The sequence below is a fragment of the Mycobacterium hippophais genome, assembly GCF_027529605.1.
In the GTDB taxonomy this organism is placed as follows: Bacteria; Actinomycetota; Actinomycetes; order Mycobacteriales; family Mycobacteriaceae; genus Mycobacterium; species Mycobacterium arseniciresistens.
This window is the reverse complement of the sequence record NZ_JAPZPY010000001.1, coordinates 918,859-943,966: the sequence shown is the minus strand read 5'-3', so window position 1 is coordinate 943,966 and position 25,108 is coordinate 918,859. Positions and strand designations below refer to the sequence as shown.

General features: G+C 68.9%; 27 protein-coding genes. 16 read left to right on the top strand and 11 right to left on the bottom strand.

What is annotated here, in order from left to right:
- Nucleotides 1-34 precede the first annotated feature (34 nt).
- From O6P37_RS04740 to fadA6, 5 genes are read left to right on the top strand one after another with little or no spacing between them, the layout of a single operon-like run.
- Nucleotides 35-703, top strand: coding sequence for a response regulator transcription factor (locus tag O6P37_RS04740; protein WP_269892950.1), 669 nt, complete (start codon nucleotides 35-37; stop codon nucleotides 701-703).
- On the top strand, nucleotides 700-1,731 hold the full coding sequence (locus tag O6P37_RS04735) for a HAMP domain-containing sensor histidine kinase (RefSeq protein ID WP_269892949.1): 1,032 nt from the start codon (nucleotides 700-702) through the stop codon (nucleotides 1,729-1,731). The genes O6P37_RS04740 and O6P37_RS04735 overlap by 4 nt, the downstream gene beginning before the upstream one ends.
- A complete protein-coding gene (locus tag O6P37_RS04730) occupies nucleotides 1,728-3,281 on the top strand; it encodes a DUF4153 domain-containing protein (protein WP_269892948.1) in 1,554 nt (517 codons plus the stop codon). Before O6P37_RS04735 ends, O6P37_RS04730 begins: the two co-directional genes overlap by 4 nt.
- 44 nt (nucleotides 3,282-3,325) lie before the next feature.
- On the top strand, nucleotides 3,326-3,940 hold the full coding sequence (gene kstR2 / locus O6P37_RS04725) for a TetR family transcriptional regulator KstR2 (protein ID WP_269892947.1): 615 nt from the start codon (nucleotides 3,326-3,328) through the stop codon (nucleotides 3,938-3,940).
- 2 nt (nucleotides 3,941-3,942) lie between these two features.
- Nucleotides 3,943-5,091 (top strand): steroid 3-ketoacyl-CoA thiolase FadA6, encoded by a 1,149-nt coding sequence (gene fadA6, locus O6P37_RS04720; protein ID WP_269892946.1) that lies wholly within the window; start codon nucleotides 3,943-3,945, stop codon nucleotides 5,089-5,091.
- Between the two features lie 21 nt (nucleotides 5,092-5,112).
- Here the strand turns inward: fadA6 and O6P37_RS04715 are convergent, their stop codons facing one another.
- Nucleotides 5,113-6,225 carry an NDMA-dependent alcohol dehydrogenase gene (locus O6P37_RS04715; RefSeq protein ID WP_269892945.1) on the bottom strand — a complete coding sequence of 371 codons (1,113 nt, stop codon included), beginning with the start codon at nucleotides 6,223-6,225 and terminating at the stop codon, nucleotides 5,113-5,115.
- Nucleotides 6,226-6,307: 82 nt separating this feature from the next.
- Here O6P37_RS04715 and O6P37_RS04710 point away from each other — a divergent pair, with 82 nt between their 5' ends.
- Nucleotides 6,308-6,511 carry a zinc-ribbon domain-containing protein gene (locus O6P37_RS04710; protein WP_269892944.1) on the top strand — a complete coding sequence of 68 codons (204 nt, stop codon included), beginning with the start codon at nucleotides 6,308-6,310 and terminating at the stop codon, nucleotides 6,509-6,511.
- Between the two features lie 84 nt (nucleotides 6,512-6,595).
- Here O6P37_RS04710 and ipdC read toward each other — a convergent pair whose 3' ends face one another.
- Genes ipdC through echA20 form a run of 4 tightly spaced genes read right to left on the bottom strand, consistent with a single transcriptional unit; the run spans nucleotide 6,596 to nucleotide 10,048 of the window.
- On the bottom strand, nucleotides 6,596-7,666 hold the full coding sequence (gene ipdC / locus O6P37_RS04705) for a (3aS,4S,5R,7aS)-5-hydroxy-7a-methyl-1-oxo-octahydro-1H-indene-4-carboxyl-CoA dehydrogenase (RefSeq protein ID WP_269892943.1): 1,071 nt from the start codon (nucleotides 7,664-7,666) through the stop codon (nucleotides 6,596-6,598).
- Nucleotides 7,663-8,412, bottom strand: a complete 750-nt coding sequence (ipdB, locus tag O6P37_RS04700) for a cholesterol ring-cleaving hydrolase subunit IpdB (RefSeq protein ID WP_269892942.1) — start codon at nucleotides 8,410-8,412, stop codon at nucleotides 7,663-7,665. The genes ipdC and ipdB overlap by 4 nt, the downstream gene beginning before the upstream one ends.
- A complete protein-coding gene (gene ipdA, locus O6P37_RS04695) occupies nucleotides 8,409-9,287 on the bottom strand; it encodes a cholesterol ring-cleaving hydrolase subunit IpdA (protein WP_269892941.1) in 879 nt (292 codons plus the stop codon). Before ipdA ends, ipdB begins: the two co-directional genes overlap by 4 nt.
- Entirely contained in the window at nucleotides 9,284-10,048 is a 765-nt protein-coding gene (gene echA20, locus O6P37_RS04690; RefSeq protein ID WP_269892940.1) for a (7aS)-7a-methyl-1,5-dioxo-2,3,5,6,7,7a-hexahydro-1H-indene-carboxyl-CoA hydrolase, read from the bottom strand. Before echA20 ends, ipdA begins: the two co-directional genes overlap by 4 nt.
- A gap of 67 nt (nucleotides 10,049-10,115) precedes the next feature.
- Between echA20 and O6P37_RS04685 the strand changes: the two genes are divergently transcribed.
- Nucleotides 10,116-10,892 carry an SDR family oxidoreductase gene (locus O6P37_RS04685; RefSeq protein WP_269892939.1) on the top strand — a complete coding sequence of 259 codons (777 nt, stop codon included), beginning with the start codon at nucleotides 10,116-10,118 and terminating at the stop codon, nucleotides 10,890-10,892.
- Nucleotides 10,893-10,906: 14 nt separating this feature from the next.
- On the top strand, nucleotides 10,907-11,812 hold the full coding sequence (locus O6P37_RS04680) for an SDR family oxidoreductase (RefSeq protein ID WP_269892938.1): 906 nt from the start codon (nucleotides 10,907-10,909) through the stop codon (nucleotides 11,810-11,812).
- Nucleotides 11,813-11,819: 7 nt separating this feature from the next.
- Here the strand turns inward: O6P37_RS04680 and O6P37_RS04675 are convergent, their stop codons facing one another.
- The 4 genes from O6P37_RS04675 to O6P37_RS04660 are packed head-to-tail and all read right to left on the bottom strand — an operon-like array spanning nucleotide 11,820 to nucleotide 14,345.
- Entirely contained in the window at nucleotides 11,820-12,272 is a 453-nt protein-coding gene (locus O6P37_RS04675) for a nitroreductase family deazaflavin-dependent oxidoreductase (RefSeq protein WP_269892937.1), read from the bottom strand.
- 48 nt (nucleotides 12,273-12,320) lie between these two features.
- Nucleotides 12,321-12,800: a nitroreductase family deazaflavin-dependent oxidoreductase gene (locus O6P37_RS04670; RefSeq protein WP_269892936.1), complete on the bottom strand. Its 480-nt coding sequence runs from the start codon at nucleotides 12,798-12,800 to the stop codon at nucleotides 12,321-12,323.
- 10 nt (nucleotides 12,801-12,810) lie between these two features.
- A complete protein-coding gene (locus tag O6P37_RS04665) occupies nucleotides 12,811-13,182 on the bottom strand; it encodes a hypothetical protein (RefSeq protein WP_269892935.1) in 372 nt (123 codons plus the stop codon).
- The gene (locus tag O6P37_RS04660) at nucleotides 13,182-14,345 is read right to left on the bottom strand and encodes a steroid 3-ketoacyl-CoA thiolase (RefSeq protein WP_264016132.1); all 1,164 of its coding nucleotides are present in this window, start codon (nucleotides 14,343-14,345) and stop codon (nucleotides 13,182-13,184) included. The genes O6P37_RS04665 and O6P37_RS04660 overlap by 1 nt, the downstream gene beginning before the upstream one ends.
- Before the next feature lie 120 nt (nucleotides 14,346-14,465).
- On the opposite strand from O6P37_RS04660, the gene O6P37_RS04655 reads away from it, so the two are divergent.
- From O6P37_RS04655 to O6P37_RS04620, 8 genes are all read left to right on the top strand, one after another.
- Nucleotides 14,466-15,707, top strand: a complete 1,242-nt coding sequence (locus O6P37_RS04655) for a cytochrome P450 (protein WP_269892934.1) — start codon at nucleotides 14,466-14,468, stop codon at nucleotides 15,705-15,707.
- Nucleotides 15,708-15,736: 29 nt separating this feature from the next.
- Complete coding sequence (locus tag O6P37_RS04650; protein WP_269892933.1) at nucleotides 15,737-16,762, top strand: acyl-CoA dehydrogenase family protein; 1,026 nt, start codon at nucleotides 15,737-15,739, stop codon at nucleotides 16,760-16,762.
- Nucleotides 16,747-17,910 (top strand): acyl-CoA dehydrogenase FadE29, encoded by a 1,164-nt coding sequence (gene fadE29 / locus O6P37_RS04645; RefSeq protein ID WP_264016135.1) that lies wholly within the window; start codon nucleotides 16,747-16,749, stop codon nucleotides 17,908-17,910. Before O6P37_RS04650 ends, fadE29 begins: the two co-directional genes overlap by 16 nt.
- Entirely contained in the window at nucleotides 17,907-18,875 is a 969-nt protein-coding gene (locus tag O6P37_RS04640; RefSeq protein WP_269892932.1) for a bifunctional MaoC family dehydratase N-terminal/OB-fold nucleic acid binding domain-containing protein, read from the top strand. Before fadE29 ends, O6P37_RS04640 begins: the two co-directional genes overlap by 4 nt.
- Nucleotides 18,872-19,288 (top strand): MaoC family dehydratase, encoded by a 417-nt coding sequence (locus O6P37_RS04635; protein ID WP_269892931.1) that lies wholly within the window; start codon nucleotides 18,872-18,874, stop codon nucleotides 19,286-19,288. The genes O6P37_RS04640 and O6P37_RS04635 overlap by 4 nt, the downstream gene beginning before the upstream one ends.
- The gene (locus O6P37_RS04630) at nucleotides 19,285-20,451 is read left to right on the top strand and encodes a lipid-transfer protein (RefSeq protein WP_269892930.1); all 1,167 of its coding nucleotides are present in this window, start codon (nucleotides 19,285-19,287) and stop codon (nucleotides 20,449-20,451) included. The genes O6P37_RS04635 and O6P37_RS04630 overlap by 4 nt, the downstream gene beginning before the upstream one ends.
- 99 nt (nucleotides 20,452-20,550) lie before the next feature.
- Complete coding sequence (locus O6P37_RS04625; protein ID WP_269892929.1) at nucleotides 20,551-21,678, top strand: hypothetical protein; 1,128 nt, start codon at nucleotides 20,551-20,553, stop codon at nucleotides 21,676-21,678.
- Between the two features lie 10 nt (nucleotides 21,679-21,688).
- Nucleotides 21,689-22,465: a hypothetical protein gene (locus O6P37_RS04620; protein ID WP_269892928.1), complete on the top strand. Its 777-nt coding sequence runs from the start codon at nucleotides 21,689-21,691 to the stop codon at nucleotides 22,463-22,465.
- Between the two features lie 4 nt (nucleotides 22,466-22,469).
- Here the strand turns inward: O6P37_RS04620 and O6P37_RS04615 are convergent, their stop codons facing one another.
- Entirely contained in the window at nucleotides 22,470-23,330 is an 861-nt protein-coding gene (locus tag O6P37_RS04615; RefSeq protein ID WP_269892927.1) for a MaoC family dehydratase, read from the bottom strand.
- A complete protein-coding gene (gene kstD, locus O6P37_RS04610; RefSeq protein ID WP_269892926.1) occupies nucleotides 23,330-25,036 on the bottom strand; it encodes a 3-oxosteroid 1-dehydrogenase in 1,707 nt (568 codons plus the stop codon). The genes O6P37_RS04615 and kstD overlap by 1 nt, the downstream gene beginning before the upstream one ends.
- Between the last annotated feature and the right edge of the window lie 72 nt (nucleotides 25,037-25,108).

Sequence of the window (25,108 nt, the reverse complement as noted above, 5' to 3'; positions counted from 1 at the left end):
GGAAGCCCCACAACCGGCCCTTACAGTCGGATATGTGAAGCGCATCCTGGTGGTCGACGACGAGCCGACCATCCTGGCCCAGGTCGCCACCCGGCTCCGCGCTGAAGCGTTCACCGTGGTCACCGCGGTCGACGGGCCGTCGGCGGTGGAGACCGCCGCCGCCACCGCACCCGATCTCGTGGTGCTCGACGTGATGCTGCCCGGATTCGACGGGCTCGAGGTGTGCCGGCGGATCCAGGCCGACCGTCCCGTCCCCGTGCTGATGCTCACCGCCCGCAGCGACGAGACCGACATGCTCATCGGGCTGGGCATCGGCGCCGACGACTACCTGACCAAACCGTTCAGCATGCGCGAACTCGTCGCGCGGGTGCGGGTGCTGCTGCGCCGGATGGACCGCGCCGGCGACGACCCACAGCCGCTGCTGGTGGGCGACTGCCGCATCGACCTGCAGGCGCGGCGGGTGCACCGCGGTGACGACGAGATCCACCTCACCCGGACCGAATTCGACCTGCTGGCGTTCCTCATCGGCCGGCCGAGGGCCGTGGTGTCGCGTGACGTGCTGCTCGAGCAGGTGTGGGGCTGGGCCTCCGGGGTGGAGACCCGCACGGTCGACAGCCACGTCAAGGCGTTGCGCCGCAAGCTCGGTGCGGAACTGATCAGGACGGTGCACGGCGTGGGGTACGCACTGGAGACGCCGCGGTGACCGTCCGCGGCCGGGCCGTCGCCTTCTGGGAGCGGCTGCCGAGGCCGTTGGACCCGTTCGCGTCCTTCAAGGTCAAGACCGCGTTGCTGGTGGCGGGCGCCATCACGCTGGCGTCGTTCACGTTCTGGATCGGCGCGAGCTGGCAGTTCCGGTACGCCCTGCTCGCCGCGCTGGTGACCGCCCTGGTGGTGACGCAGTTCCTCGCCCACGGGATGACGTCGCCGCTGCGGCAGATGACCGCCGCGGCGCGGGCGATGGCCCGTGGCGACTACAGCATCCGGGTGCGCGCCACATCACGGGACGAGATCGGGCAGCTGGCAACGGCGTTCAACCAGATGGCGGCCGACCTCGGGGCGGCCGACGAGTACCGGCGCGGTCTGATCGCCAACGTCTCGCACGAGCTTCGCACGCCGATCACTGCGCTGCATGCGGTGCTGGAGAACGTGATCGACGGTGTCGCCGAGCCCGACCCCGACACGATGCGGATGGCGTTGGCGCAGACCGAACGCCTCGGCGAGCTCGTCACCAACCTGCTCGACCTGTCCCGCGTCGAGGGTGGCGCGATCCCGTTGCGCCAGGAGCGGTTCGGCGTCGACGCGTTCCTGCGCGACGCGGTGGCGCACGTGGCGGCGGGTCAGGCGATCGTCGAGGTGCGGGTGTCCCCGCCGGCGTTGACCGCGGTCGCGGACCCGGCGCGGTTGCGGCAGGTGGTGGTCAACCTGGTGCAGAACGCCATCCGGCACAGCCCGCCGGGCGGCCGGGTGTCGGTGCTGGCATGCGCGGCGGCGCCGTCGGGCATCCGGCTCGACGTGTGCGACGAGGGGCCCGGTATCCCGGCCGCCGAGCGCGAGCGCGTCTTCCAGCGATTCACCCGTGGCGCCACCTCCGACGGTGGCACCGGGCTGGGCCTGGCCATCGCCCGGTGGGCCGTCGAGTTGCACGGCGGCGCCATCTCCGTCGCCGACGTCCGGGCGGGCTGCCGGATCAGCGTCACGATCCCCGAACCGAGAGAACAGGTGCCCACATGACCTCAGGCATGACACAGATGGTTCCCGGCATGCAGATGATGCCGCCCCCGCCACCGCTGCTCGGTCCGCTGCTGCCGCGCCACGGAGAGCCCGGCTGGTCGGTGTGGTCGCGCAAGGTCTGGCCGATCGACCCGCTGGCCACGGCGCCACCCCGCCTGCTGGCCGCCGCTCCGGTGGCGGCACTGCTGGGCACCGCGCTGTGGCGTCCGTCGGTGCTCAGCATCGGCTATCTCGTGACCGGGCTGATCGTCTTCGGGGTGGTGTACGCGACGGCACACCGTAGGCCCACCCGGCGGGAGTGGTGCGGCATCGCCCTGACACTGGCGCTGCTGGCTGTGCCGGGACTGCTCGCCGCGGAATGGCTGGGCGTGCTGTGCATCATGACCGCGTGGATCACCGGGTGGCTGACGATCGTCGGCGGACACACCTGGACCGCGGTGTTCACCGGACCGTTCGTGCCGTGGGCCTCGCCGGCGCGGGTGCTGGGCTGGGTCCGGCGCGGTGCGAGTGGTTCGGTGGCGCACGGACGCATCCCCGACATCGGCCGGGTGGCCGTGGTGGCGGGCGTGACCGTGGCCGTCGCACTGGTCTTCGGCGGTCTGTTCGCGGCGGCCGACGTCGCGTTCGCGCACGTGCTGGGCAGCTTCACCCCGGCGCTTCAGGTCGACGAGTTCGTCGCGCGCAGCGGAGTCTTCCTCATCGTCGCGGCCTTCGTGCTGGGCGGCGGGTACCTGCTGCGGTTCCCGCCGCGGCTGGACGCGTTGGCGCCCGCGCCGGGCAAGCCGGTGCGGCGATGGGAGTGGGCGGTGCCCCTCGGCGTGCTCGACGCGCTGTTCCTGGTGTTCGTCGCCGTGCAGGCGACCGTGCTGTTCGGCGGGCATGCCCATGTGCTGAAGACCGAGGGGCTGACCTACGCCGAGTACGCGCGGCAGGGATTCTGGCAGCTGCTCTGGGTGTCGGCGCTGACGCTGCTGGTGCTGGCCGCGGTGATCAGGGTGGCGGCCCGGGTGACCGGCGCCGACCGCCGGGTGCTCCGGATTCTCGTCGGAATCCTCTGCGCCACATCGGTTGTCGTGGTCATCTCGGCGATCCACCGGATGTGGCTGTACCAGGAGGCCTACGGGTTCAGCGTCCAGCGGCTGATGGTGATCACCATCGAGCTGTGGCTGGGTGCGGTGTTCCTGCTGGTGGCGGCCGCGGGTGTCCGGATGACAGCGCGGTGGCTGCCGCAGGCGGTGCTGGTGGCCGGTGTGCTGGCGCTGCTCGGGTTGGCGGCGCTCGATCCCGAGCGGCTGGTCGCCGACCGGAACATCGACCGCTTCGAGCGGACCGGCGAACTCGACGCGAAGTACCTGTCGACGCTGTCGTCGGACATCGACCCGGCCGTGCACCGGCTGCCCGAGCAGGTGCAGCTCTGCGTGCCGTCGCCGCACCGCGAGCCGGAACCCTGGTACCTGTTCAACCTGTCGCGGTCGCGGGCGGACCGGCCGACGGACACCGATCGGCCGGAGCTGTGCCTGCAGTACGGATGGGACGAGTACCGGTACTGACGGCGGGCTCGACCTAGCAAGTGCTTGGTTGGTAGTCTGCACTGATGGACAGGGTGGCGCCGACGCGTCGCGAGGAGCTGCTCGAGCTCGCCGCGACGATGTTCGCCGACCGCGGGCTGCGGGCCACCACCGTGCGCGACATCGCCGACTCGGCGGGAATCCTCTCCGGCAGCCTCTATCACCACTTCGCCTCCAAGGAGGAGATGGTCGACGAGGTGCTGCGCGGCTTCCTGGACTGGCTGTTCGACCGCTACCGGCAGATCGTCGACACCGAACCCACTCCGCTCGAACGGCTCAAGGGGCTGTTCATGGCGTCGTTCGAGGCGATCGAGCACCGCCACGCGCAGGTGGTCATCTACCAGGACGAGGCCAAACGACTCTCCGCGCACCCGCGCTTCTCCTACGTCGAGGAGCGCAACAAGGAACAGCGCAGGATGTGGATGAGCGTTTTGAATCAGGGCATCGAGGAGGGCTGCTTCCGCCCCGACCTCGACGTCGACCTGGTCTACCGCTTCATCCGCGACACCACCTGGGTCTCGGTGCGCTGGTATCAGCCCGGCGGACCGCTGACGGCCCAGGAGGTCGGCCGCCAGTACCTCGACATCGTCCTCGGCGGCATCACCGTCACGGGCACAACGAACACCACGAAAGAGAGCTGAACATGGCTGAGGCGTACGTCATCGACGCTGTGCGCACCCCCGTCGGCAAGCGCGGCGGTTCGCTCGCCGGTGTGCACCCGATCGACCTCGGGGTGCACGCGTTCCGCGGCATCTTCGACCGGGTCGACGTCGATCCCGGCGCGGTGGACGACGTCATCGTCGGCTGCGTCGACGCGATCGGCGGACAGGCCGGCAACATCGGCCGCAACGCCTGGCTGGCCGCCGGCTACCCCGAGGAGGTCCCCGGCGTCACGGTCGACCGGCAGTGCGGATCCAGCCAGCAGGCCATCTCGTTCGGCGCGCAGGCGATCCTGTCCGGAACGGCGGACGTCATCCTGGCCGGCGGGATGCAGAACATGAGCCAGATCCCGATCGCGTCGGCGATGGTGGTCGGCAAGGAGTTCGGATTCACCTCGCCCACCGGCGAATCCGAGCATTGGCGGCACCGCTACGGCGACCAGGAGATCTCGCAGTTCCGCGGCGCGGAGATGATCGCCGAGAAGTGGAACATCTCCCGCGAGGAGATGGAGCAGTTCGCCTACACCAGCCATCAGCGGGCGTTCGGTGCGATCCGCGGCGGCCACTTCGAGAACGAGATCCTCGCCGTGGGTGACTTCCGCATCGACGAGGGCCCGCGGGAGTCGACGCTGGAGAAGCTCGCGTCGCTCAAGCCACTCGCCGAGGGCGGCCGGCTGACCGCCGCGGTGGCCAGCCAGATCTCCGACGGCGCGAGCGCGGTGCTGCTCGCATCAGAGCAGGCCGTCAAGGAGCACAACCTGACCCCGCGCGCCCGCATCCACCACATCAGCGCCCGCGGCGCCGACCCGGTGTTCATGCTCACCGGCCCCATCCCCGCCACCCGCTACGCGCTGGAGAAGACGGGACTGTCGATCGACGACATCGACGTCGTCGAGATCAACGAGGCCTTCGCCCCCGTGGTGCTCGCGTGGCTGAAGGAGATCAAGGCCGACCCGGAGAAGGTGAACCCCAACGGGGGCGCGATCGCACTGGGTCACCCGCTCGGCGCCACCGGGGCCAAGCTCTTCGCCACCATGCTCAACGAGCTCGAGCGCACCGGCGGCCGCTACGGCCTGCAGACGATGTGCGAGGGCGGCGGCACCGCGAACGTCACCATCATCGAGCGCCTCTAGTTCCTGCTCGCCGGGCAGCGGCTAGTGGTCGTGCACCACCACGCCGCGGATGATCCGCCCGGCCAGCATGTCGTCGTAGGCCTCGTTGATCTCGCCGAGCTTGTATTCGTGGGTGACGGTCTCGTCGAGCAGCAGTTGCCCGCTCCGGTACAGGCTCAGCAGCCGCGGGATGTCGGCGCGCGGATTGGCCTCGCCGTACACGCTGCCCAGCAGCCGCTTCTGGAAGAGCGTGAACATCGCCATCGGCAGCGTCGGTGTCACGTCGGCCATCGCGGCGATGCCGGTGAGCACCACTGCGCCGCCCTTGCGGATGATGTCGAGGGCCTCGCCGATCATCGGGCCCTCGACCAGCCCGACGGTGAGGATCGCCGAATCGGCCATCACGCCCTTGGTCAGGTCCGCCACCAGCGCGGTGGCCTCCGCCATCGACGTCGCGAAGTGCGTGGCGCCGAACTCGTGCGCCTTCTCCCGCTTGTCGGCCACGATGTCGACCACGACGATCCGCTCCGCGCCGGCCAACCGGGCGCCCTGGACGGCGCCGCTGCCGACCCCGCCGAGGCCGATGACCACCACGGTGTCGCCCGGCCGGACGTCCGCGGTGTTGACGGCGGAGCCCCAGCCGGTGGTCACGCCGCAGCCGATCAGGCAGGCCCGCGACAGCGGCAGGTCGTCGTCGATCTTGACCAGCGACGCCTCGGAGACCACGCCGTACTGGGCGAACGTGCCGAGCAGCAGCGCGACGTTGACGTCCACATCGCCGATGTGTCGCCGGGAGGTGCCATCGAGCTGGGTGCCGTTGAGGATGAGCGCGCCCAGATCGCACAGGTTCTGCCTGCCGCTGGCGCACCACCGGCAGCGGCCGCAGGCGGGCAGGAACGACGCCACCACGTGGTCGCCGGGTTTGAGGTCGCGAACGCCGGGGCCGACCTCCTGCACGATGCCCGCGCCCTCGTGCCCGCCGATCACGGGCATCGGGATCGGGAAGTCGCCGGTGCGGCCGTGGTGATCGGAGTGGCACAGGCCGGTCGCCTCGAACGAGACCAGGACCTCGCCGTCCTGCGGTGGGTCGAGGTCGACCTCCTCGACCGTCCAATCGCCATTGACTTCCCACAGGACCGCGGCGTCCATCTTCATGCTGGCGAGTGTAGGAACGTGCAGCGCGGGGCATAGCCGTTTGCGTGACACCGCCGGAACGCGCGAATCCCAGGGTGAAGTGATGCTCTTCATCTTCGGCTTCGGCACCAAGCAGAAGCACCTCGGCGCGGGTGAGATGCGGACCTGCCCGCGATGCCACAACACCACGCAGTGGGCGCGAATGCGGGAGTTCAAGCAGTTCACGCTGTTCTTCGTGCCGGTGGCCCGGTGGAACCGCCGGAACTTCGAGGTCTGCGGCATCTGCGGCGCCGCCGTCGCGGTCTAGCCGTTCGCCGAGTGTGCGGTCAGGGCGATTTTCGGCCCGGATTTTCGCCGTGGCTTCACGTTCGGCGAGACACTCGAGCAGAGATCACTGCACGTAGGAGACCGCGGCCTGCAGGTGCTTGACGGCGTCGCCGACGATGGTGTCGATCAACTCTGCGCATGACGGCAGGTCGTCGAGGATCCCGGCCACCTGACCCGACGCCAGCACACCGGCATCGGTGTTGCCCTCGACCAGGCCGGCCTTGAGCAGCATTGGGGTGTTAGCGGCCATCACCACCTGCGACCAGGTGAGGTCCTTGCCGTGTCGCATCGCCATACCGTCGCTGATCATCGACCGCCAGCTCATCTGCGTCATCTTCTTGAACTTCTGCGCGTTGCCGACCGCCGCGGCCAGCCCCCGCACGGGGGAACCGCTCTCGAGCTTCTCGACCAGTCCGGTGCGCAGCACCCGGTGCGGCATCCCGTCCACCCGGGTCGACACCACCGTGCCGTCGAGTGCGGCCTCGAGGTAGCGCCTCTTCACCGCGTCGGGCACCGTCGAATCCGACGTCAGCAGGAAGCGGGTGCCCATCGCCACGCCGGCCGCGCCGTAGGACAGGGCCGCGGCCAACCCGCGGCCGTCGAAGAACCCGCCCGCCGCGATCACCGGCATGCCGGTGTCCTTGACGGCGTCGAGCACCGACGGCAGCAGCAGCGTGGTCGCGACCGGGCCGGTGTGGCCGCCGCCCTCACCGCCCTGCACGATCACCGCGTCGGCGCCCCAGCCGGCCACCTTCTTGGCGTGCTTGGCGGCGCCGACCGACGGGATCACCACCACACCGGCGTCCTTGAGGCGGGCGATCAGCTCGGGCTTGGGCGCCAGCGCGAACGACGCCACCTTGACGCCCTCGCGGATGAGCAGGTCGACCCGTTCGTTCGCGTCACCCGCGTCGGCGCGCATGTTGATGCCGAACGGCTTGTCGGTCGTCGCCTTGACCTTGGTCACGGCGGTCTGCAGTTCGTCGAGGGTCATCGTCGCCGACGCCAGGATGCCCAGCCCGCCGGCGTTGGCCGTCGCGGACACCAGCCGCGCACCGGCGACCCAGCCCATGCCGGTCTGCACCACCGGATGGTCGATACCGACCAGCTCCGTCAGCGGCGTCACGAGCCTACTCATGACCGGATCTCCCGGTCACGCAGCGACTTCGGGTCGATCACCTCTCGAATCAGGCGCAGCTCCTCGTCGGTGGGCAGCCGCGTCGGCTCGGCCGAATCGAGGCCGTGCACCTCGAAGCCCGTGTTCTCGGCGACCTGGGCGGCGTCGACGCCGGGGTGCAGCGACACCGCACGCATCTGCCGGTCCGGGCCGTTGAAGTCGAACACCCCGAGGTTGCTCACCACCCGGAAAACATTGGTGAACCGGTACGCGGGGTTCTCGGGATCGACCTTGTTCCAGCCGATTCCGGACACGATGTCGACGGACTCGCCGAACACCCGCGAGCTGTGTCCGCCGACCCAGTAACTGGTCGCGTGGTTGATGGTGTTGCCGGGTGCGCCGCGGACGCCGAACATCTGCCGCTTCGGCTGCTGGATCGGGCCGAACGCCGAGAGGTTCTGGTTGCCGTACCGGTCGATCTGGTTGGCGCCCATCACAACGTGCCTGCGCCCCCAGGTCAGCGTCTCGAAGACCCGACCGAACGGCATCCAGCCCTCGATCGCGCCGGTGGCGCCGAGTGCGGGCGTGTCGGCCAGCAGGCGGGCCTCCCCGTCGGTCAGCAGGATGTCGGGGGAGAAGGTCAGCCGCGCCAGGCGGGCGCCGACCGACACCATGTTGGCCATCGGGCTGACCATGATCTCGCCGGCGTCGCGGAACAGTTCGGCGCACGCGACGGCGCACACCTCGGCTCGGGTCGCGGAGGTCATGAGTTCTGCTCCTTGAAGTCTCGCACCGCGGCCTGGTAGTCGGCCTCGCTGCCGGACAGGTAGGTGTCGACGAATGCCGCCCAGCTCTCGTCGGACCCGGCGGCCTCGGCGTAGTGCCGCTGGAACTTCTCGTCGCGCCGGTAGTCGGGTTCGGCGGTGGTGAAGTGGGCGCCGTTGGGCGCCTCGACCACCGAGTCGACCATCATCCTGTTGATCAGGAGTGCCTGCGGTGGAACGGCTTTGACCAGCTCGTCGGTGGCGACCACCCGCTCGACCGAGAGTAGGCGGCGCTCGGCCGACATCAGGAACAGGTCGTCGAAGTAGGGGTCGATGCCGGTGTAGGCCGCATTGCCCGCTGCGTCACCGAGATTCATGTGCACCAGCGCGGCGTCGAGGTTCAGCGCCGGCATGGCGACCAGCTCCTCGTATGCGTCGCCGGTCGGATAGGGCGAACGCACGGTCTTGAGTTCGTCGCCCCAGAACGCCCGGACGTCGCTGCCGAGGCCGGCGCGGATCGGCAGGAACGGAAGCCGTTGTGCGGCCGCCTGCAGGCCGCAGCGCAACATGCCCTCGTCCATCTCGCGGGCCTCGATCGTGCCGGACGTCCGGGCCTTCGCGAACCACGGGTCGTAGAACGGCGGGGAGTCCAGCGACACGAAGCCGTAGTAGACCCGCTTCACCTTGCCCGCCGAGCACAACAGCCCGAGGTCCGGTCCGCCGTAGGCGACGACGGTGAGGTCGGTGACATCGGTGCGCAGCAGCGCCCGCACCAGCGCCATCGGCTTGCGCCGGGATCCCCAGCCGCCGATGCCGATCGTCATGCCGCTCTCGATCGAGGCGACGGCCTCGTCGAGCGTTGTTCGCTTGTCTGTCACTTCGACCCCCCGGCCTTCTTGTCGGTGCCCGCGAAGGTGTCCCGGTGCTCGTCGGAGACGCCCGCGAGGTTCAGCTCGAATGTGAAGCCCTGCTCCATGCGGTACCTGGCGTTCACCGGTTGCACGTCGATGAAGTTGAGCGCTTCCTTCGCGGCACGGATCACGCGGGTGTCCTTCGACGCGATGTCCCGTGCGACGCGCAGAGCGGCCTCGTCGAGGTCCGCGCGCGGCACCACCTCGTGCACCGAGCCGAAGTGGTGCAGCGTGGCCGCGTCGACCCTCGCTGCGGTGAAGAACAGCCGGCGCATCATGTGCTGCGGCACCAGCCGCGACAGGTGGGTGGCCGCGCCGAGGGCGCCGCGCTCCACTTCCGGCAGCCCGAACGTCGCGTCGTCGGACGCGACGATGACGTCGGCATTGCCGACCAGCCCGATGCCGCCGCCGACGCAGAATCCGTTGACGGCCGCGACGACCGGCACGGCACATTCGTACACCGCCCGGAAGGCTTCGTAGCAACCGCGATTGGCGTCGATGAGGGCGGTGAAGCCCTCGGTCTTCTGCATCTCCTTGATGTCGACGCCTGCGTTGAAGCCCTTGCCCTCGGCACGCAGGATCACCACGTGGGTCGCGGTGTCGCGGCCCGCCGCGGTCAGTACGTCGGCGAGTTCGAACCAGCCGCGCGACGGGATCGCGTTGACCGGTGGGTAATCGACGGTGACCGAGACGATGCCCGGTTCGACGGTCTTGGACGTGATGGTCATCAATGACTCCTGATGCACTTCATAGGGGTCGCTACCTAAGCAAGCACTTGCTTGGTACGCTAGCACAGTGACCGTCGCCGCTGGAATCAACCTGCAACTCGCCGGCCGGGTCGTTCTGGTGACCGGTGGGGTACGCGGAGTCGGCGCCGGGATCAGCGCCGTGTTCGCAGGTCAGGGCGCTACGGTCGTGACGTGCGCCCGGCGTCCGGTGGACGGCCTGCCCTACGAGTTCCACTCCTGCGACGTCCGCGACGACGACTCGGTGAGGGCCCTGATCGACGCGATCGTCGAACGCCACGGCCGCATCGACGTCGTGGTCAACAACGCGGGCGGATCGCCGTACGTGCGTGCCGCCGAGGCCTCGGCGAAGTTCAGCGCCAAGATCGTCGGGTTGAATCTGCTCGGCCCGCTGTCGCTCTCGACGCACGCCAACGCCGTGATGCAGACCCAGGACCGCGGCGGGTCGATCGTCAACATCGCCAGTGTCAGCGGCCGCAGGCCCACTCCCGGTACCGCCGCCTACGGCGCGGCGAAGGCCGGGATGGAGAGCATGACCACCACCCTGGCCGTCGAGTGGGCGCCGAAGGTGCGGGTGAACTCCGTGGTGGTGGGCATGGTCGAGACCGAACAGTCCGAATTGTTCTACGGCGACGCCGATTCCATCGCCGCGATCTCACGCAACGTTCCGCTCGGCCGGCTGGCGACCCCGGCCGACGTCGGCTGGGCCACCGCGTTCCTGGCGTCCGACGCCGCGTCCTACATCAGCGGCGCCTCACTGGAAGTTCACGGTGGCGGTGAGCCGCCGCACTATCTGGCGACCACCACCGCCGACATCAAGCGATAAGGGAGACAACAGGGATGGGACTTCTCGACGGCCGCGTGGTCATCGTGACGGGTGCCGGCGGCGGGATCGGCCGGGCGCATGCGCTGGCGTTCGCCGCCGAGGGCGCGCGCGTGGTGGTCAACGACATTGGAGTCGGCCTCGACGGCTCACCGGCGGGCGGCGGCAGTGCTGCCCAGAGCGTCGTCGACGAGATCACCGCCGGCGGTGGCGAAGCCGTCACCAGCGGCGCGAACGTCGCCGACTGGTCGCAGGCCGAGGGCCTGATCCAGACCGCGGTCGACGCCTTCGGCGGTCTCGACGTGCTGGTGAACAACGCGGGCATCGTCCGCGACCGGATGTTCGCCAACACCAGCGAGGAGGAGTTCGACGCCGTCACCGCCGTCCACCTCAAGGGCCACTTCGCCACCATGCGGCACGCGGCGGCCTACTGGCGCGCCCAGTCCAAGGCCGGCGACGCCCGAGACGCCCGCATCATCAACACCAGCTCCGGTGCGGGACTGCAGGGCAGTGTGGGGCAGGCGAACTACAGCGCCTCGAAGGCCGGCATCGCCGCACTGACCCTGGTGGCCGCCGCCGAGATGGGTCGCTACGGCGTCAGCGTCAACGCCATCGCCCCGTCCGCGCGCACCCGCATGACCGAGACGGTGTTCGCCGACATGATGTCCACGCAGGACAAGGACTTCGATGCCATGGCGCCGGAAAACATCTCGCCGCTGGTCGTCTGGTTGGGCAGCGTCGAATCGAAGGACGTCACCGGCAGGGTCTTCGAGGTCGAAGGCGGCATCATCCGCGTCGCCGAGGGCTGGGCGCGGGGCGCCGAGATCGACAAGGGCGCCCGGTGGGATCCGGCGGAGCTGGGCCCGGTCGTCACCGATCTGCTCGCGAAGTCGCGTACGCCGCTACCGGTGTTCGGCGCCTGAGCGCCGGTCAGGGTTCGCAGACCACCAGCGGGATGACCCGGTCGGTCGCGTCGCGATAGTTGCTGTAGGGCGGATAGATCTTCGTGAGGTACCGCCAGTAGCGTTCGCGCTCCTCCTCAGTGGCGTCGCGCGCGGTCATCTCCCGCTGCTGCGGCCCCACCTGGACCTGCACCTTCGGATTCGCCTTCAGGTTCAGGTACCACACCGGATCGGTCGCGCGCCCGCCGAAGGTCGCGGGCAGCACCACCTTGTCGCCGTCACGCAGATACAGCGTCGGGGTGGTGCGCGGCAGGCCCGACTTCCGCCCGGTCGTCGTCAGCAGGGCGGCCGGGAACCACAGCAGCCGGGAGCCGAGGCGTCCGCCCGTGTTGCGGTACACCCAGATGTGGCCGCGGGCAAACGACTTCATCGCCCACTTGACCAAGCCCGAATTGCGGATCGGGTGCGAATCGTCGGCCATGGCCGGTAGATAGCCCGTGACGGCGGCTCGCAAACGCCCCGAACGGCATCAGGCCGGATCGCAGATGACGATCGGGATCTTGCGGTCGGTGTAGGACCGGTAGTTGGCGAAGTCGGCGTACATCGCGTCCAGCTTCGGCCAGTACTCGTCGCGTTCGGCGTCGGTGGCGTCACGCGCGATCAGGTCGAACACCCCGGCCTTGGTCTGGAACCTGACCTTCGGGTCGGCCTTCAGGTTCAGGTACCACATCGGGTTGGTGGCCCGGCCGCCCTGCGAGGCGACGAGCACGATGCGCCGGCCCTCCTGCAGGAACAGCAGCGGGCTGTCCCGCGGCTCGCCGGACTTGCGGCCGGTGGTGGTCAGGATGCCGACCTCGGCGCCGCGCAGGAACTTGCTGCCGAGCTTGCCGTTGGACTTCTTGAACAGCCAGGTCTGAGCTTTCGACATCCACTTGATCGCGGTGCCGACCTTGGCGGAGTTCAGGTTCTCGATCTGTTTTCCGCTCAACGGGCGTGAGGGTTCGGCCATACCGGTCAACCTATCTGGCGATGAACGGGCGGATTCGGGCGTCGATGCGGTGGATCAGGCCGTCGGCGGGGATGTGAAACGTCTCGTCGATGTGGGCGCCCACCCGCACTCCGCCGACATGGGGTTTCGTCACCAGGTCGAAGCGGGCACGCACATGGTCGCCGTCGACGGTGAACTCCGGTGTGGTGGTCGCCTTGATCACCTTGTACTGCGGTCCGCGATTCAGGCTGCGGCGCAGATGATCCCCGGAGAACCCGGTCTTGATGCCGATCTCGACTCGGGTGCAGTCGGGGGCGAACGGGACGGTGTCGGCCCGGTGGCTGACCAGCGCGTCGATGTAGGACTGCGCGGCCGCGATCCGGTCGGTGTCGGTGATGGGCACTAGATCCGCTCGATGATCGTGCCGGTGGACAGTGCCCCGCCGGCGCACATCGTGATCAGCGCCGTCGTCTTGTCGGTGCGCTCGAGCTCGTGCAGCGCCGTGGTGATCAGCCGGCTGCCGGTGCTGCCGACCGGGTGACCGAGCGCGATCGCTCCGCCGTTGACGTTGACGCGATCCATGTCGGGCTCGTGCACCCGCGCCCACGACAGCACCACCGACGCGAACGCCTCGTTGATCTCGGTGATGTCGATGTCACCGATCTTCATGCCGGCCTTCTCGAGCACCTTCGCCGTCGACTGCACGGGGCCGTCGAGGTGGTAGTAGGGCTCGGCGCCGACGAGCGCCTGGCTGACGATCCGCGCCCTGGGAACAAAGCCCTGCGCACGCGCCACGGCCTCGTCCATCCACAGCACGGCCGCGGCGCCGTCGGAGATCTGCGACGAGGTTCCTGCGGTGTGAATGCCGCCTTCCATCACGGGTTTCAGTGCGGCGAGGCCTTCGGCGGTGGTGTCGCGCAGGCCCTGGTCGCGGGTCACCACGTGGCGCTCGGCGGTGGGCTGCTTGTTCTCGTCGAGCACGGGCGCCTCGATCCCGCTGATCTCGCGGTCGAACCTGCCCTCGGCCCACGCCTGGGCGGCCTTGCGCTGCGAGTCCAGCCCGAACGCGTCGATGTCCTCGCGGGTGATGCCGCGCCGCTTGGCGATGCGCTCGGCGGCCTCGAACTGGTTGGGCATGTCGATGTCCCACGACTCGGCGCGGATCCTGGACCGGTCGGGTCCGGCGTTGGCGCCGAGGCCGACACGGCTCATGGCCTCGATGCCGCAGGCGATGCCCACGTCGATGGCGCCCGCGGCGATCAGGCCCGCGATCAGACCGTTGGCCTGCTGGCCGCTGCCACACTGGCAGTCGATCGTGGTGGCGCCCACCTGCTCGGGCAGCCCCGCGGTCAGCCAGGCCACCCGGGTGATGTTGTTGGACTGTTCGCCGTACTGCGTGACACAGCCGCCGATAGCCTGTTCCACCTCGGCGGGATCGATGCCGGCCTTCTCCACGAGGGCCTTCTGCACCGCGCCGAGCAGCTCGGTGGCGTGCAGGCCGGAGAGCCATCCGTTGCGCTTGCCGATGGGGCTGCGGGTGGCTTCGACGATGACAGGGTTACCCATTCCGCCAGGCTAGAACACGTTTCATTAGTCTGACAAGCGGGGATCGACTGGTGCCTTTGATCTGCGGTGTAGCCGTGTTTTACTGGCACTAGAACACGTTGCAATTAGGAGCGCACACCTATGGCACCCCCGAACATCCCGGCCGAATTCGACTTCCTCGATCCCGACGTGAACCTCGAGGCGTTGCCCGTCGAGCAGCTGGCCGAACTGCGGAAGTCCGAGCCGATCCACTGGGTGGAGGTGCCCGGTGGCACGGGCGGCTTCGGCGACAAGGGCTACTGGCTCGTGACCAAGCACGCCGACGTCAAGGAGGTGTCACGCCGCAGCGACGTCTTCTCCAGCTGGCAGAACGGCGCCATCCCGACTTGGCCGAAGGAGATGCAGTTCGAGCAGATTGAATTGCAGCGCAGCGTCATGCTCAACATGGACGCGCCGCACCACACCCGGTTGCGCAAGATCATCTCGCGCGGGTTCACGCCCCGAGCCATCGGACGGCTGGAAGACGAACTCGCGCAGCGTGCGCAGAGCATCGCCAAGACCGCCGCGGCCGCGGGCTCGGGCGACTTCGTCGAGCAGGTCAGCTGCGAGTTGCCGCTGCAGGCCATCGCCGGCCTGCTCGGCGTGCCGCAGGACGACCGCGACAAGCTGTTCCGCTGGTCGAACGAGATGACCGGCGGCGAGGACCCGGAGTTCGCCGACGTCGATCCCGCGCAGTCCTCGATGGAACTCATCATGTACGCCATGGCCATGGCCGACGAGCGGGGCAAGAACCCGACCGACGACATCGTCACGACGCTGATCCAGGCCGACATCGACGGCGAGAAGCTCTCCGACGACGAGTTCGGCTTCTTCGTGATCATGCTGGCGGTGGCGGGCAACGAGACCACCCGCAACTCAATCACCCACGGCATGATCGCGCTGTCGCAGAACCCCGACCAGTGGGAGCTGTACAAGAAGGAGCGCCCGTCCACCACGGCGGACGAGATCATCCGCTGGGCCACACCGGTTTCAGCGTTCCAGCGCACCGCCAACGAGGACGTCGAGCTGGGTGGCGTCACCATCAAGAAGGGGCAGCGGGTGGTGATGTCCTACCGCTCGGCCAACTTCGACGACGAGGTCTTCGAGGACCCGCACGCCTTCAACATCCTGCGCGACCCGAACCCGCACGTGGGCTTCGGCGGCACCGGTGCCCACTTCTGCATCGGCGCCAACCTGGCGCGGATGACCATCAACCTGATCTTCAATGCGGTCGCCGACCACATGCCGGATCTCAAGCCCATCGGTGAGCCGGAACGGCTACGTTCGGGGTGGCTCAACGGCATCAAGCACTGGCAGGTCGATTACACCGGGGCCACGCGCTAGCTCCGTGCGCTGAATCAAGGAGGATTCGGGTGGATTTCAGCCCAGACGAGGGGCAGCAGGCTGTCGCCGACGTGGTGACATCGGCGCTCGGCCGGGACAACAGTTGGCAGGCGCTGGTCGACGGCGGCGTCGTCGCCTTCGGGGTGCCCGAACGTCTCGGTGGTGACGGGCTCGGTCTGCCCGAGATCACCACCGCGCTCACCGAGATCGGCAGGCACGGCACCGTCAGCCCGGCGCTCGCGACGCTGGGACTCGGGCTGTTGCCGCTGCTCGATCTGGCGTCCGACGAGCAGCAGGACCGGTTCCTGGCCGGCGTCGCCAAGGGCGGCGTGCTCACGGCGGCGCTGAACGAGCCGGGCAGTTCGCTGCCCGAGCGTCCGTCGACCCGCCTGTCCGGCGGCAAGCTGACGGGCACCAAGATCGGCGTTCCCTATGCCGAACAGTCGGATTGGCTGACCGTCACCACCGACAGCGGTGTCGTCGTGGTGTCGCCGAAGGCCGACGGGGTGACGCTGACCAGGACACCTGCCGCCAACCACTCCGACGAGTACGTGGTGACATTCGACGCCGTGGCGGTGCCCGAGGCCGACGTGCTCGGCGCGACACCGGACTCGGTGCACCGCGTCAACCAGCTCGTGCTGGCGGCGACGGGTGCGTTCGCGGCGGGTCTCGTCGCCGGCGCGCTGCGGCTGACCGCCGACTACGTGGCCAACCGGCACCAGTTCGGCCGGCCGCTGTCGACGTTCCAGACGGTCGCCGCCCAGCTCGCCGAGGTCTACATCGCCTCCCGCACACTGGCCTTGGCGTCTACGTCGGTGGTGTGGCGGCTCGCCGAGGGCAGGGACGCCGACGAAGACCTCGACGTGCTGGGGTACTGGCTGACCTCACAGGCGCCGCCGGTGATGCAGACGTGTCATCACCTGCACGGCGGCATGGGTATGGACATCACCTACCCGATGGACCGCTACTACTCCACGATCAAGGACCTGACCCGGCTGCTGGGCGGTCCCTCGCATCGTCTCGAACTGGTGGGAGCGCAATGTACATCGAACTGACCCCCGAGCAGCGCCAGCTGCAAGCCGAACTGCGCCAGTACTTCTCGACGCTCATCACGCCCGAAGAGGCCGAGGCGATGGAGTCTGACCGGCACAACGAGGCATACCGCGCCGTCATCAAGCGCATGGGCGCCGACGGCAAGCTGGGCATGGGCTGGCCCAAGGAGTTCGGCGGCCTGGGACTCGGACCGGTCGAGCAGTCGATCTTCGTCAACGAGGCGGCCCGGGCCGACGTGCCGCTGCCGGCGGTGACCCTGCAGACCGTCGGTCCGACGCTGCAGGTGTACGGCACCGAGGCGCAGAAGAAGAAGTTCCTTCCGGGGATCCTCGCCGGCGAGGTGCACTTCGCGATCGGCTACTCAGAACCGGAGGCGGGCACCGACCTTGCGTCGCTGCGTACGTCGGCGGTGCGGCACGGCGACGAGTACATCGTCAACGGCCAGAAGATCTGGACCACCGGCGCACATGACGCCGACTACATCTGGCTGGCGGTGCGCACCGATCCCGAGGCCGCGAAGCACAAGGGCATCTCGATCCTGATCGTGGACACCAAGGATCCGGGCTACTCGTGGACCCCGATCATCCTGTCCGACGGCGCCCACCACACGAATGCCAGTTACTACGAAGATGTCCGGGTGCCGGCCGACATGCTGGTGGGCGAGGAGAACGCCGGGTGGAAGCTGATCACCACCCAGCTCAACCACGAGCGCGTCATGCTGGGTCCGGCGGGCAAGGTCGCCGCGATCTACGACCGGGTACACGCGTGGGCGTCCAAGCCGGGTGGCGACGGCGTCACCCCGATCGACCATGACGACGTCAAGCGTCTGCTCGGCGAGATCAAGGCCATCTGGCGGATCAACGAACTGCTCAACTGGCAGGTCGCGGCAGGCGGCGAGACCATCTTGGTCGCCGACGCCGCGGCCACCAAGGTGTTCGGCACTGAGCGCATCCAGAAGGTGGGCCGGATCGCCGAGGAGATCGTCGGCAAGTACGGCAACCCGGCGGAGTCCGCGACCGGTGAACTGCTCGACTGGCTGGACAGCCAGACCAAGCGCAACCTGGTCATCACGTTCGGCGGTGGAGTGAACGAGGTGATGCGCGAGATGATCGCGGCGGCGGGCCTGCAGGTGCCGAGGGTGCCACGATGAGCGATTTCTCCGCTGCCATTGACGAGATCAAGGCGGCGGGCCGCAGCGAGCCGCGCGTCGGACCCGATCCGGTGAACCAGCCGATGATCCGGCACTGGGTGGACGCGATCGGCGACACGAACCCGATCTACGTCGACGAGGCGGCCGCGCAGGCAGCCGGCCATCCGGGAATCGTGGCTCCGCCGGCCATGATCCAGGTCTGGACGATGGCGGGCCTGAACGGTCGCCGCTCCGACGACGATCCGCTGAGCAAGATGATGAACCTGTTCGACGAGGCGGGCTACGTCGGCGTCGTCGCCACCAACTGTGAGCAGACCTACCACCGCTACCTGCGGCCCGGCGAGGACGTCAGCATCAGCGCCGAACTGACCGACGTGATCGGGCCGAAGCGCACGGCGCTCGGCGAGGGCTACTTCATCAACCAGAAGATCACTTGGACTGCCGGCGACGACCACGACAACCCTGTCGCCGAGATGAACTGGCGCATCATGAAGTTCAGGCCCGCAGATCAGGACGGAGCGGCCGCCACGGCGCCGGTGCCCGACGATCTGGACGCCGATCAGATGATGCGGCCCTCGTCGTCGAAGGACACGAAGTTCTTCTGGGACGGCGTCAGCGCGCACGAGCTGCGCATCCAGAAGCGCGGCGACGGCACCCTGGTGCACCCGCCGGTGCCCGCGCTGTGGCTGGACAAGGAGCAGCAGACCGACTACGTCGTCGCGTCCGGTGCCGGCACGGTGTTCAGCTTTGTGGTGCACCACGCCCCGAAGGTCCCGGGCCGCACGCTGCCGTTCGTCATCGCCCTGGTCGAACTGGAGGAGGGCGTCCGCATGCTCGGCGAACTCCGCAACGTCGACCCCGCCACCGTGGAGATCGGAATGCCGGTTCGCGCAACATATATCGACTTCCCTGCCGGTGACTCGGGCCCGGCGTGGACGCTCTACGCCTGGGAGCCGGCCGCATGAGCGCCGCGGAGGTGGTGTCCGGACTCGAGGTCGGGACGAAGCTGCCGGAACTCGCGCTCTACGGCGACCCCACGTTCATCGTGTCGACGGCGATCGCGACGCGTGACTACCAGGACGTCCATCACGACCGGGACAAGGCGCAGGCCAAGGGTTCGAAGGACATCTTCGTCAACATCCTCACCGACACCGGCCTGGTGCAGCGCTACATCACCGACTGGGCGGGCCCGAACGCGTTCATCAGGTCCATCGGCTTGCGGCTCGGCGTGCCCTGGTACGCCTATGACACCGTCACCTTCAGGGGCGAGGTCACCGCCGTCGAGGACGGCCTCATCACCCTGAAGATCGTGGGCAGCAACAGTCTCGGCGACCACGTCATCGCCAACGCCACGCTGACCATCGGAGGGAACGCATGAGCGGACCCCTGTCGGGCAAGGCGGCGATCGTCGGGATCGGCGCGACCGACTTCTCCAAGAACTCCGGCCGCAGCGAGCTGCGGCTCGCCTCGGAGGCGGTGCTCGACGCGCTGGACGACGCCGGCCTGACTCCGGCCGACGTCGACGGTATGACCACGTTCACCATGGATTCCAACACCGAGGTCGCGATCGCCCGTGCGACCGGGATCGGTGAGCTGAAGTTCTTCTCGAAGATCCACCACGGCGGCGGCGCCGCGTGCGCGACCGTCCAGCAGGCCGCGATCGCGGTGGCCACCGGGGTCGCCGACTGCGTGGTGGCCTACCGCGCGTTCAACGAGCGGTCCGGCATGAGGTTCGGCCAGGTGCAGATGCGGCTGGTCGAGAACGCCGACGCGACCGGCGTGGACAACTCGTTCTCCTATCCGCACGGCCTGTCGACACCCGCAGCGCAGGTGGCGATGATCGCCAGGCGCTACATGCAGCTGTCGGGCGCCACCAGCAGGGACTTCGGCGCCGTGTCCGTCGCGGACCGCAAGCATGCGGCGAAGAACCCGAAGGCGTACTTCTACGAGAAGCCGATCACGATCGACGACCACCAGAGTTCGCGGTGGATCGCCGAGCCGCTGCGGCTGCTGGACTGCTGCCAGGAGACCGACGGCGGTGTCGCGCTGGTGATCACGTCGGCGGAGCGGGCCAAGGACCTCAAGCACCGGCCCGCGGTCATCGAGGCCGCGTCGCAGGGCTCGAGCCCCGACCAGTACTCGATGACGAGCTACTACCGGCAGGAGCTCGGGCTGCCCGAGATGGGGCTGGTCGGCCGGCAGCTCTGGGAGCAGTCCGGCCTGACGCCGGCGGACATCCAGACCGCGATCCTCTACGACCACTTCACGCCGTTCACGCTGATCCAGCTCGAGGAGCTCGGCTTCTGCGGCCGGGGTGAGGCCAAGGACTACATCGCCGACGGCGCCATCGAGGTCGGCGGCAGGCTGCCCATCAACACCCACGGCGGCCAACTCGGCGAGGCGTACATCCACGGGATGAACGGCATCGCAGAGGGCGTGCGTCAACTGCGCGGCACGTCGGTGAATCCGGTGCCCGATGTCGAGCACGTCCTCGTCACCGCAGGCACCGGGGTGCCGACGTCGGGACTGATCCTCGGCTGACCCGCTGCCCCGGCAGCCAGAAATTGCTGCACAGCAAACACCCACGCACACGGTAGTGTCGGATGACACGGCGGATGAACGCGTAAGGGGGCCGTTTCAGTGGCGATCCAGCCGGAGAGCAGTCCGTTCGGCTCACAGACGGTGACGGGGCCGGGCTGGCCGAACGTCGACGAGGAACAGCTGGCCGCGGCCGCGGCGAAGTTCGAGGCACTGGCGGCCAAGATCACCGGCACGGTGGTGCCGCAACAGCAGACTCAGCTGATGGGCCTCGCGGAGAAGTGGATGGGCGGTGGTTCGCTGGCCGCCCAGGGCGAGGCGACCACGATCATCGGCGGCCATGAGGCCAACGGCGCCCAGGCGGCGGCGATCGCCGCGAAGCTGCGCGCCATGGAGGCCACCGTCGTCAAGACCAAGCTGCTGGCCAACGCCATAGCCGTCGAGGTGCAGCGAGAGTGCGAGGCGCTGTCGATGATGCCGTTCAGCAACGCCCAGGAACTGGTGCAGAGCCGCATCAAGATGGGGCTGTCGCAGAACATCGCGTTCGTCACCGCCAACACCACCGAGCTGGCCAACACGCTGGCCGTGCCGCCCAGCATCCCGATGGTCGGCGCCGCACCCGGGACACAGGGCAAGGACGAAGCCGAGGACGCCGCGAAGGCTGCCGGCGAGGGCGGCGGCCAGGGCATGCAGCAGATGATGCAGATGGCCACCCAGATGGGTTCGATGGCCGCACAGCTGCCACAGCAGATCGGTCAGATGGTCACGCAGGTTCCGCAGCAGATGATGCAGACGCTGTCGCAGCCGCTGCAGCAGCTGACGTCGATGTTCGGCAAGGGCGGCAAAGCGGATTCCATCGGTCCGGCGGGCGCGCCGTTCTCGCAGTTCTCCAAGCACCCGCTGGCAGGTGGTGGTGGACCCGGTGGCGGCTCCGGCATGGTGAAGGCCGCGTCGACACCCGGTTCGGGCGGGGTTTCGCCGCAGACACCGCTGATGTCGTCGCTGGTCAAGACCAATCCCGTGAGCGTCGCGCCGGCCGAGGCCGCAGCGGCCACCGCCGCGGGCGGCTTGGCTCCGGTGGCCGCCGGTGCCAGCGGCATGGGCGGTGGCATGGGCCCGATGATGGGCGGCGGTCAACGAGGCACGAGCGGCGGGACGACGGCGTCGCTGGCCATTCCGGCGCCCCTGGAGTACGACGACGACGACGTCGACGACGACGACGAGTGGTGAGGGAGTAGCTGTGGGCAGCCCATTGGAGAAGCCGGAAGGCATCAACTGGAACGCGGCCTCGGTCGAATTGCCCGAGGTCCCGATGATCCAGCCGGGCCAGGATGCGATGAGCATGACCATTGCCGGGGTTCTGCCCACGATGGCCGCCTCGTTGACCGCCAACGTCGCCACGCTGCAGGCCAAGGAGAACATGTTCTCCGGCAAGCTGGTCGCGGCCGAGTCCGCTTACACCAACGCCGATGACCAGGGCGGCCAGGCGGTCGGGCAGCTCACCGGCATGCTGGGTCAGCTCGGTCAGATGAGCCAGATGGCCGGTCAGGGCGGGCAGCAGGCCAGTGGTCTCACCGGCCAGTTCGGGCAGTTGATGCAGCCCCTGATGAAGGCGTTCGAGGGCATGAAGCCCGAGGGCGGTGGATCGCCGGCCGCCGGTCAGCCGGCCCAGCCGCAGGGCGCGGGCACCCCCGGTGCGGGGGCGCCGCAGGGTGCGGGAGCGGGTCAGGCGCCCGGCGGTCAGGGCACACCCGGCGGTGCGGGCGCGCCGCAGCAGGGCCGCGAGGACGCCGGCGAGTCCCGGCCCGAAGAGTCCCGGCCCGAAGAGGCCCGCCGCGAGGAGACCGACCGCGAGCGCGAGGAGCGCGAGAGCCGTGATCGCGACGAGCGCTACCAGGCAGCTCCGCCTGCGGGCGCAGGACCCGCGGAGGGCCGCCCGGGTGCCGGGCCGGTCCCCGTCGCGCCGGACCATCCGCGGCAGACCGGCGGCGAGGACGACCTCGCACGCCGGATGTGACGTCCTACTTCGAGACGAACTCCACCCCGGTCAGCACCGCGGCGTCGTCCCGGCCGGGCGCGACGACGGTCGCGACGTAGCGTCCGTCGTCCTTCCAGACATTCACCTTGAGCGTCTCACCGGGGAACACCACGCCGGCGAAGCGCGCGCCGTAGGTGTCCACGGCCGCGGCATCGCCGTCGAGCACGTGGTCGGTGATCGCCTTGCACGTCATGCCGTAGGTGCACAGGCCGTGCAGGATCGGCTTGGGAAAGCCTGCGGCCGAGGCGAATCCGGGGTCGGAGTGCAGCGGGTTGCGGTCGCCGCATAGCCGGTACAGCAGCGCCTGCTGGGGCAGCACCGGGATCGACAGTTCGAAGTCGGGTGCGCGCTCGGGCGGTGCGGTGCTGGTCGAGGGGCCGCGCTCGCCGCCGAAGCCGCCCTCGCCGCGCGCGAAGATCGACCGCTTCTGCGTCCACAGCAGGGAGCCGTCGGGTGCGGTGACGGTGGTCTCCGACCAGATCACCGCGGCCTTGCCCTTGTCCCAGATGTCGGTGAACCGGGTGACGGCCACACCGGTGCCGCTCGCCGGAATCGGGCCAGGCGCCGAGATCGCCTCGCTGGCATGCAACACCTTCGACAGCTCGATGTCGATGCCCGGGAACTGCACCGTCGGCGGCTTCGTCATGTGAAAGCTCTGCGCGACATTGCCGAACGTCGGCAGCACCTGCGGGGTGTCGTCGGTCAGGTAGCGCAGTTCGCGCGGGTCCATCGGGTCGGCGCCGGCCCCGAGGCCGAGGTGGTAGAGCTGCACATCGCTGCTGCTCCACGAGAACTCGTCGGGTTCGAGCTCGGCTCCGAGCGCCTCGTCCAGGTTGATCGGCATCAGTTCGCCGCCCCGCCGGATGTCTGCGCGGCTCCGGCGAGATGCAGGGCGGCCAGGTAGCCGAACGCCATGGCAGGACCGATCGTCCCGCCGGGGCCGGGATAGGTGTGTCCCATCACCGGGGCGCTCACATTGCCTGCGGCATAGAGCCCTTCGATCACCGAGCCGTCGTCGCGAAGCGCCCGGCCGTGCACGTCGGTGCGGATGCCGCCCTTGGTCCCCAGGTCGCCGGGCACCATCTTGGCCGCGTAGTACGGCCCGTGACTGATCTCGCCGAGATTCGGGTTCGGCTTGTTGGTCGGGTCGCCGTAGTAGCGGTCGTAGGCGCTCTCGCCGCGGTGGAAGTCCTCGTCGACGCCGGAGCGGGCGAAGCCGTTGAACCGTGCGATCGTGGCCTCCAGCGCGTCGGCCGGCACACCGGTCTTGCCGGCCAGTTCGGCCAGCGTGTCCGCCTTGACGATCACGCCGGACTCCAGCCACTTGCGCGGAATGCGCTGTCCGGGCTGCAGTCCCGCGAAGATGTAGCGGTCGCGGTACTGCTGGTCGAACACCAGCCAGGCCGGGATGTTCTCACCGGGTCCGGATCCCTGGCCGTAGACGCCGCCGTACATGTGGTGGCACGCCTCGACATACGGCATGGACTCGTTCATGAACCGCTTGCCGGACATGTTCACGATGATCGAGCCGGGCGAGTTGCGTTCCGAGAGCGCGAACCACGGCGCGCCGACCAGCGGCACCGTCGGTCCCCACCAGGCGTCCTCCATGACGTCCAGTGCGGCGCCCAGCTTCTCGGCCGCCACGATGCCGTCGCCGGTGTTCGCCTTGGCGCCGACGGTCCACTCGGTGCTGATCGGTGCGCGCTGGTACTTCACCCGCATCTGCTCGTTGTGCTCGAACCCGCCGCTGCCCAGGATCACCCCGCGGCGCACCCGGATGAGTTCGGGCTCGGCGGATTCCGGGGCGCCGACATCGCGCACGTAGACGCCGCGCACCACGCCGTCCTCGACGTAGAGGTCGGTCAGCGCGGTGTTGAGCCGCACCGGGACCCCGGCCTGCTGGAGCCCGATGCGCAGGGGGGCGATCAATGCACGGCCCATGCCCACCAGGTTCTTGCCGGTCGCCTTCGCCCACGTCGCGCGCATGCCGACCTTCAGGCTGCGCAGCACGCCGCGTGGGTGGCGCTTGAGCTGGTTGAGCCGGACATAGTCCTGCTGCATGACCACCATGTTCATCGGCACCTTGCCGTACGGCGGCTCGAGGCCGTCGAGGTCGGCGCCGAGCTTCTTGGCGTCGAACGGCTTCGGCTCGACGGAGCGACCGGTCGGCTTGCCGCCCGGTGCCTCCGGGTAGTAGTCCGAGTACCCCGGCACCCAGCACAGCTTCAACGGCGAGTGCTTCAGCACGAACGACAACATCTCCGGCGCCCGGTCCAGATAGGTGTCGATGCGCTCGGCCGGCACCACGTCGCCGATGATGGCGTGCAGGTACTGACGGGCCGCGTCGGGGCTGTCCTTGACGCCGTCACGCTTGAGGATCTCGTTGTTCGGGATCCAGACGCCGCCACCTGACCGCGCAGTGGAACCACCGTAGTGCGCGGCCTTCTCAACGACTACTGTGGAAAGGCCCTGGTGAGCGGCGGTGAGGGCAGCGACCATACCGGCTGCGCCGCTCCCCACCACGACGACGTCGTACTCCTGTCCGGTCATGTAGAACACGTTATAGAATCGCCCGGCCGACCCACAACTGCGCCGGTCGACGAAACGAGGGGAATTCACGTA

Coding starts and splice junctions, on each gene's coding strand:
- O6P37_RS04730 (WP_269892948.1), top strand. CDS start 1,728: ATGACCTCAGGCATGACACAGATGGTTCCCGGCATGCAGATGATGCCG.
- kstR2 (WP_269892947.1), top strand. CDS start 3,326: ATGGACAGGGTGGCGCCGACGCGTCGCGAGGAGCTGCTCGAGCTCGCC.
- fadA6 (WP_269892946.1), top strand. CDS start 3,943: ATGGCTGAGGCGTACGTCATCGACGCTGTGCGCACCCCCGTCGGCAAG.
- O6P37_RS04715 (WP_269892945.1), bottom strand. CDS start 6,225: ATGAAGATGGACGCCGCGGTCCTGTGGGAAGTCAATGGCGATTGGACG.
- O6P37_RS04710 (WP_269892944.1), top strand. CDS start 6,308: ATGCTCTTCATCTTCGGCTTCGGCACCAAGCAGAAGCACCTCGGCGCG.
- ipdC (WP_269892943.1), bottom strand. CDS start 7,666: ATGAGTAGGCTCGTGACGCCGCTGACGGAGCTGGTCGGTATCGACCAT.
- ipdB (WP_269892942.1), bottom strand. CDS start 8,412: ATGACCTCCGCGACCCGAGCCGAGGTGTGCGCCGTCGCGTGCGCCGAA.
- echA20 (WP_269892940.1), bottom strand. CDS start 10,048: ATGACCATCACGTCCAAGACCGTCGAACCGGGCATCGTCTCGGTCACC.
- O6P37_RS04680 (WP_269892938.1), top strand. CDS start 10,907: ATGGGACTTCTCGACGGCCGCGTGGTCATCGTGACGGGTGCCGGCGGC.
- O6P37_RS04675 (WP_269892937.1), bottom strand. CDS start 12,272: ATGGCCGACGATTCGCACCCGATCCGCAATTCGGGCTTGGTCAAGTGG.
- O6P37_RS04670 (WP_269892936.1), bottom strand. CDS start 12,800: ATGGCCGAACCCTCACGCCCGTTGAGCGGAAAACAGATCGAGAACCTG.
- O6P37_RS04660 (WP_264016132.1), bottom strand. CDS start 14,345: ATGGGTAACCCTGTCATCGTCGAAGCCACCCGCAGCCCCATCGGCAAG.
- O6P37_RS04655 (WP_269892934.1), top strand. CDS start 14,466: ATGGCACCCCCGAACATCCCGGCCGAATTCGACTTCCTCGATCCCGAC.
- fadE29 (WP_264016135.1), top strand. CDS start 16,747: ATGTACATCGAACTGACCCCCGAGCAGCGCCAGCTGCAAGCCGAACTG.
- O6P37_RS04640 (WP_269892932.1), top strand. CDS start 17,907: ATGAGCGATTTCTCCGCTGCCATTGACGAGATCAAGGCGGCGGGCCGC.
- O6P37_RS04635 (WP_269892931.1), top strand. CDS start 18,872: ATGAGCGCCGCGGAGGTGGTGTCCGGACTCGAGGTCGGGACGAAGCTG.
- O6P37_RS04630 (WP_269892930.1), top strand. CDS start 19,285: ATGAGCGGACCCCTGTCGGGCAAGGCGGCGATCGTCGGGATCGGCGCG.
- O6P37_RS04615 (WP_269892927.1), bottom strand. CDS start 23,330: ATGCCGATCAACCTGGACGAGGCGCTCGGAGCCGAGCTCGAACCCGAC.
- kstD (WP_269892926.1), bottom strand. CDS start 25,036: ATGACCGGACAGGAGTACGACGTCGTCGTGGTGGGGAGCGGCGCAGCC.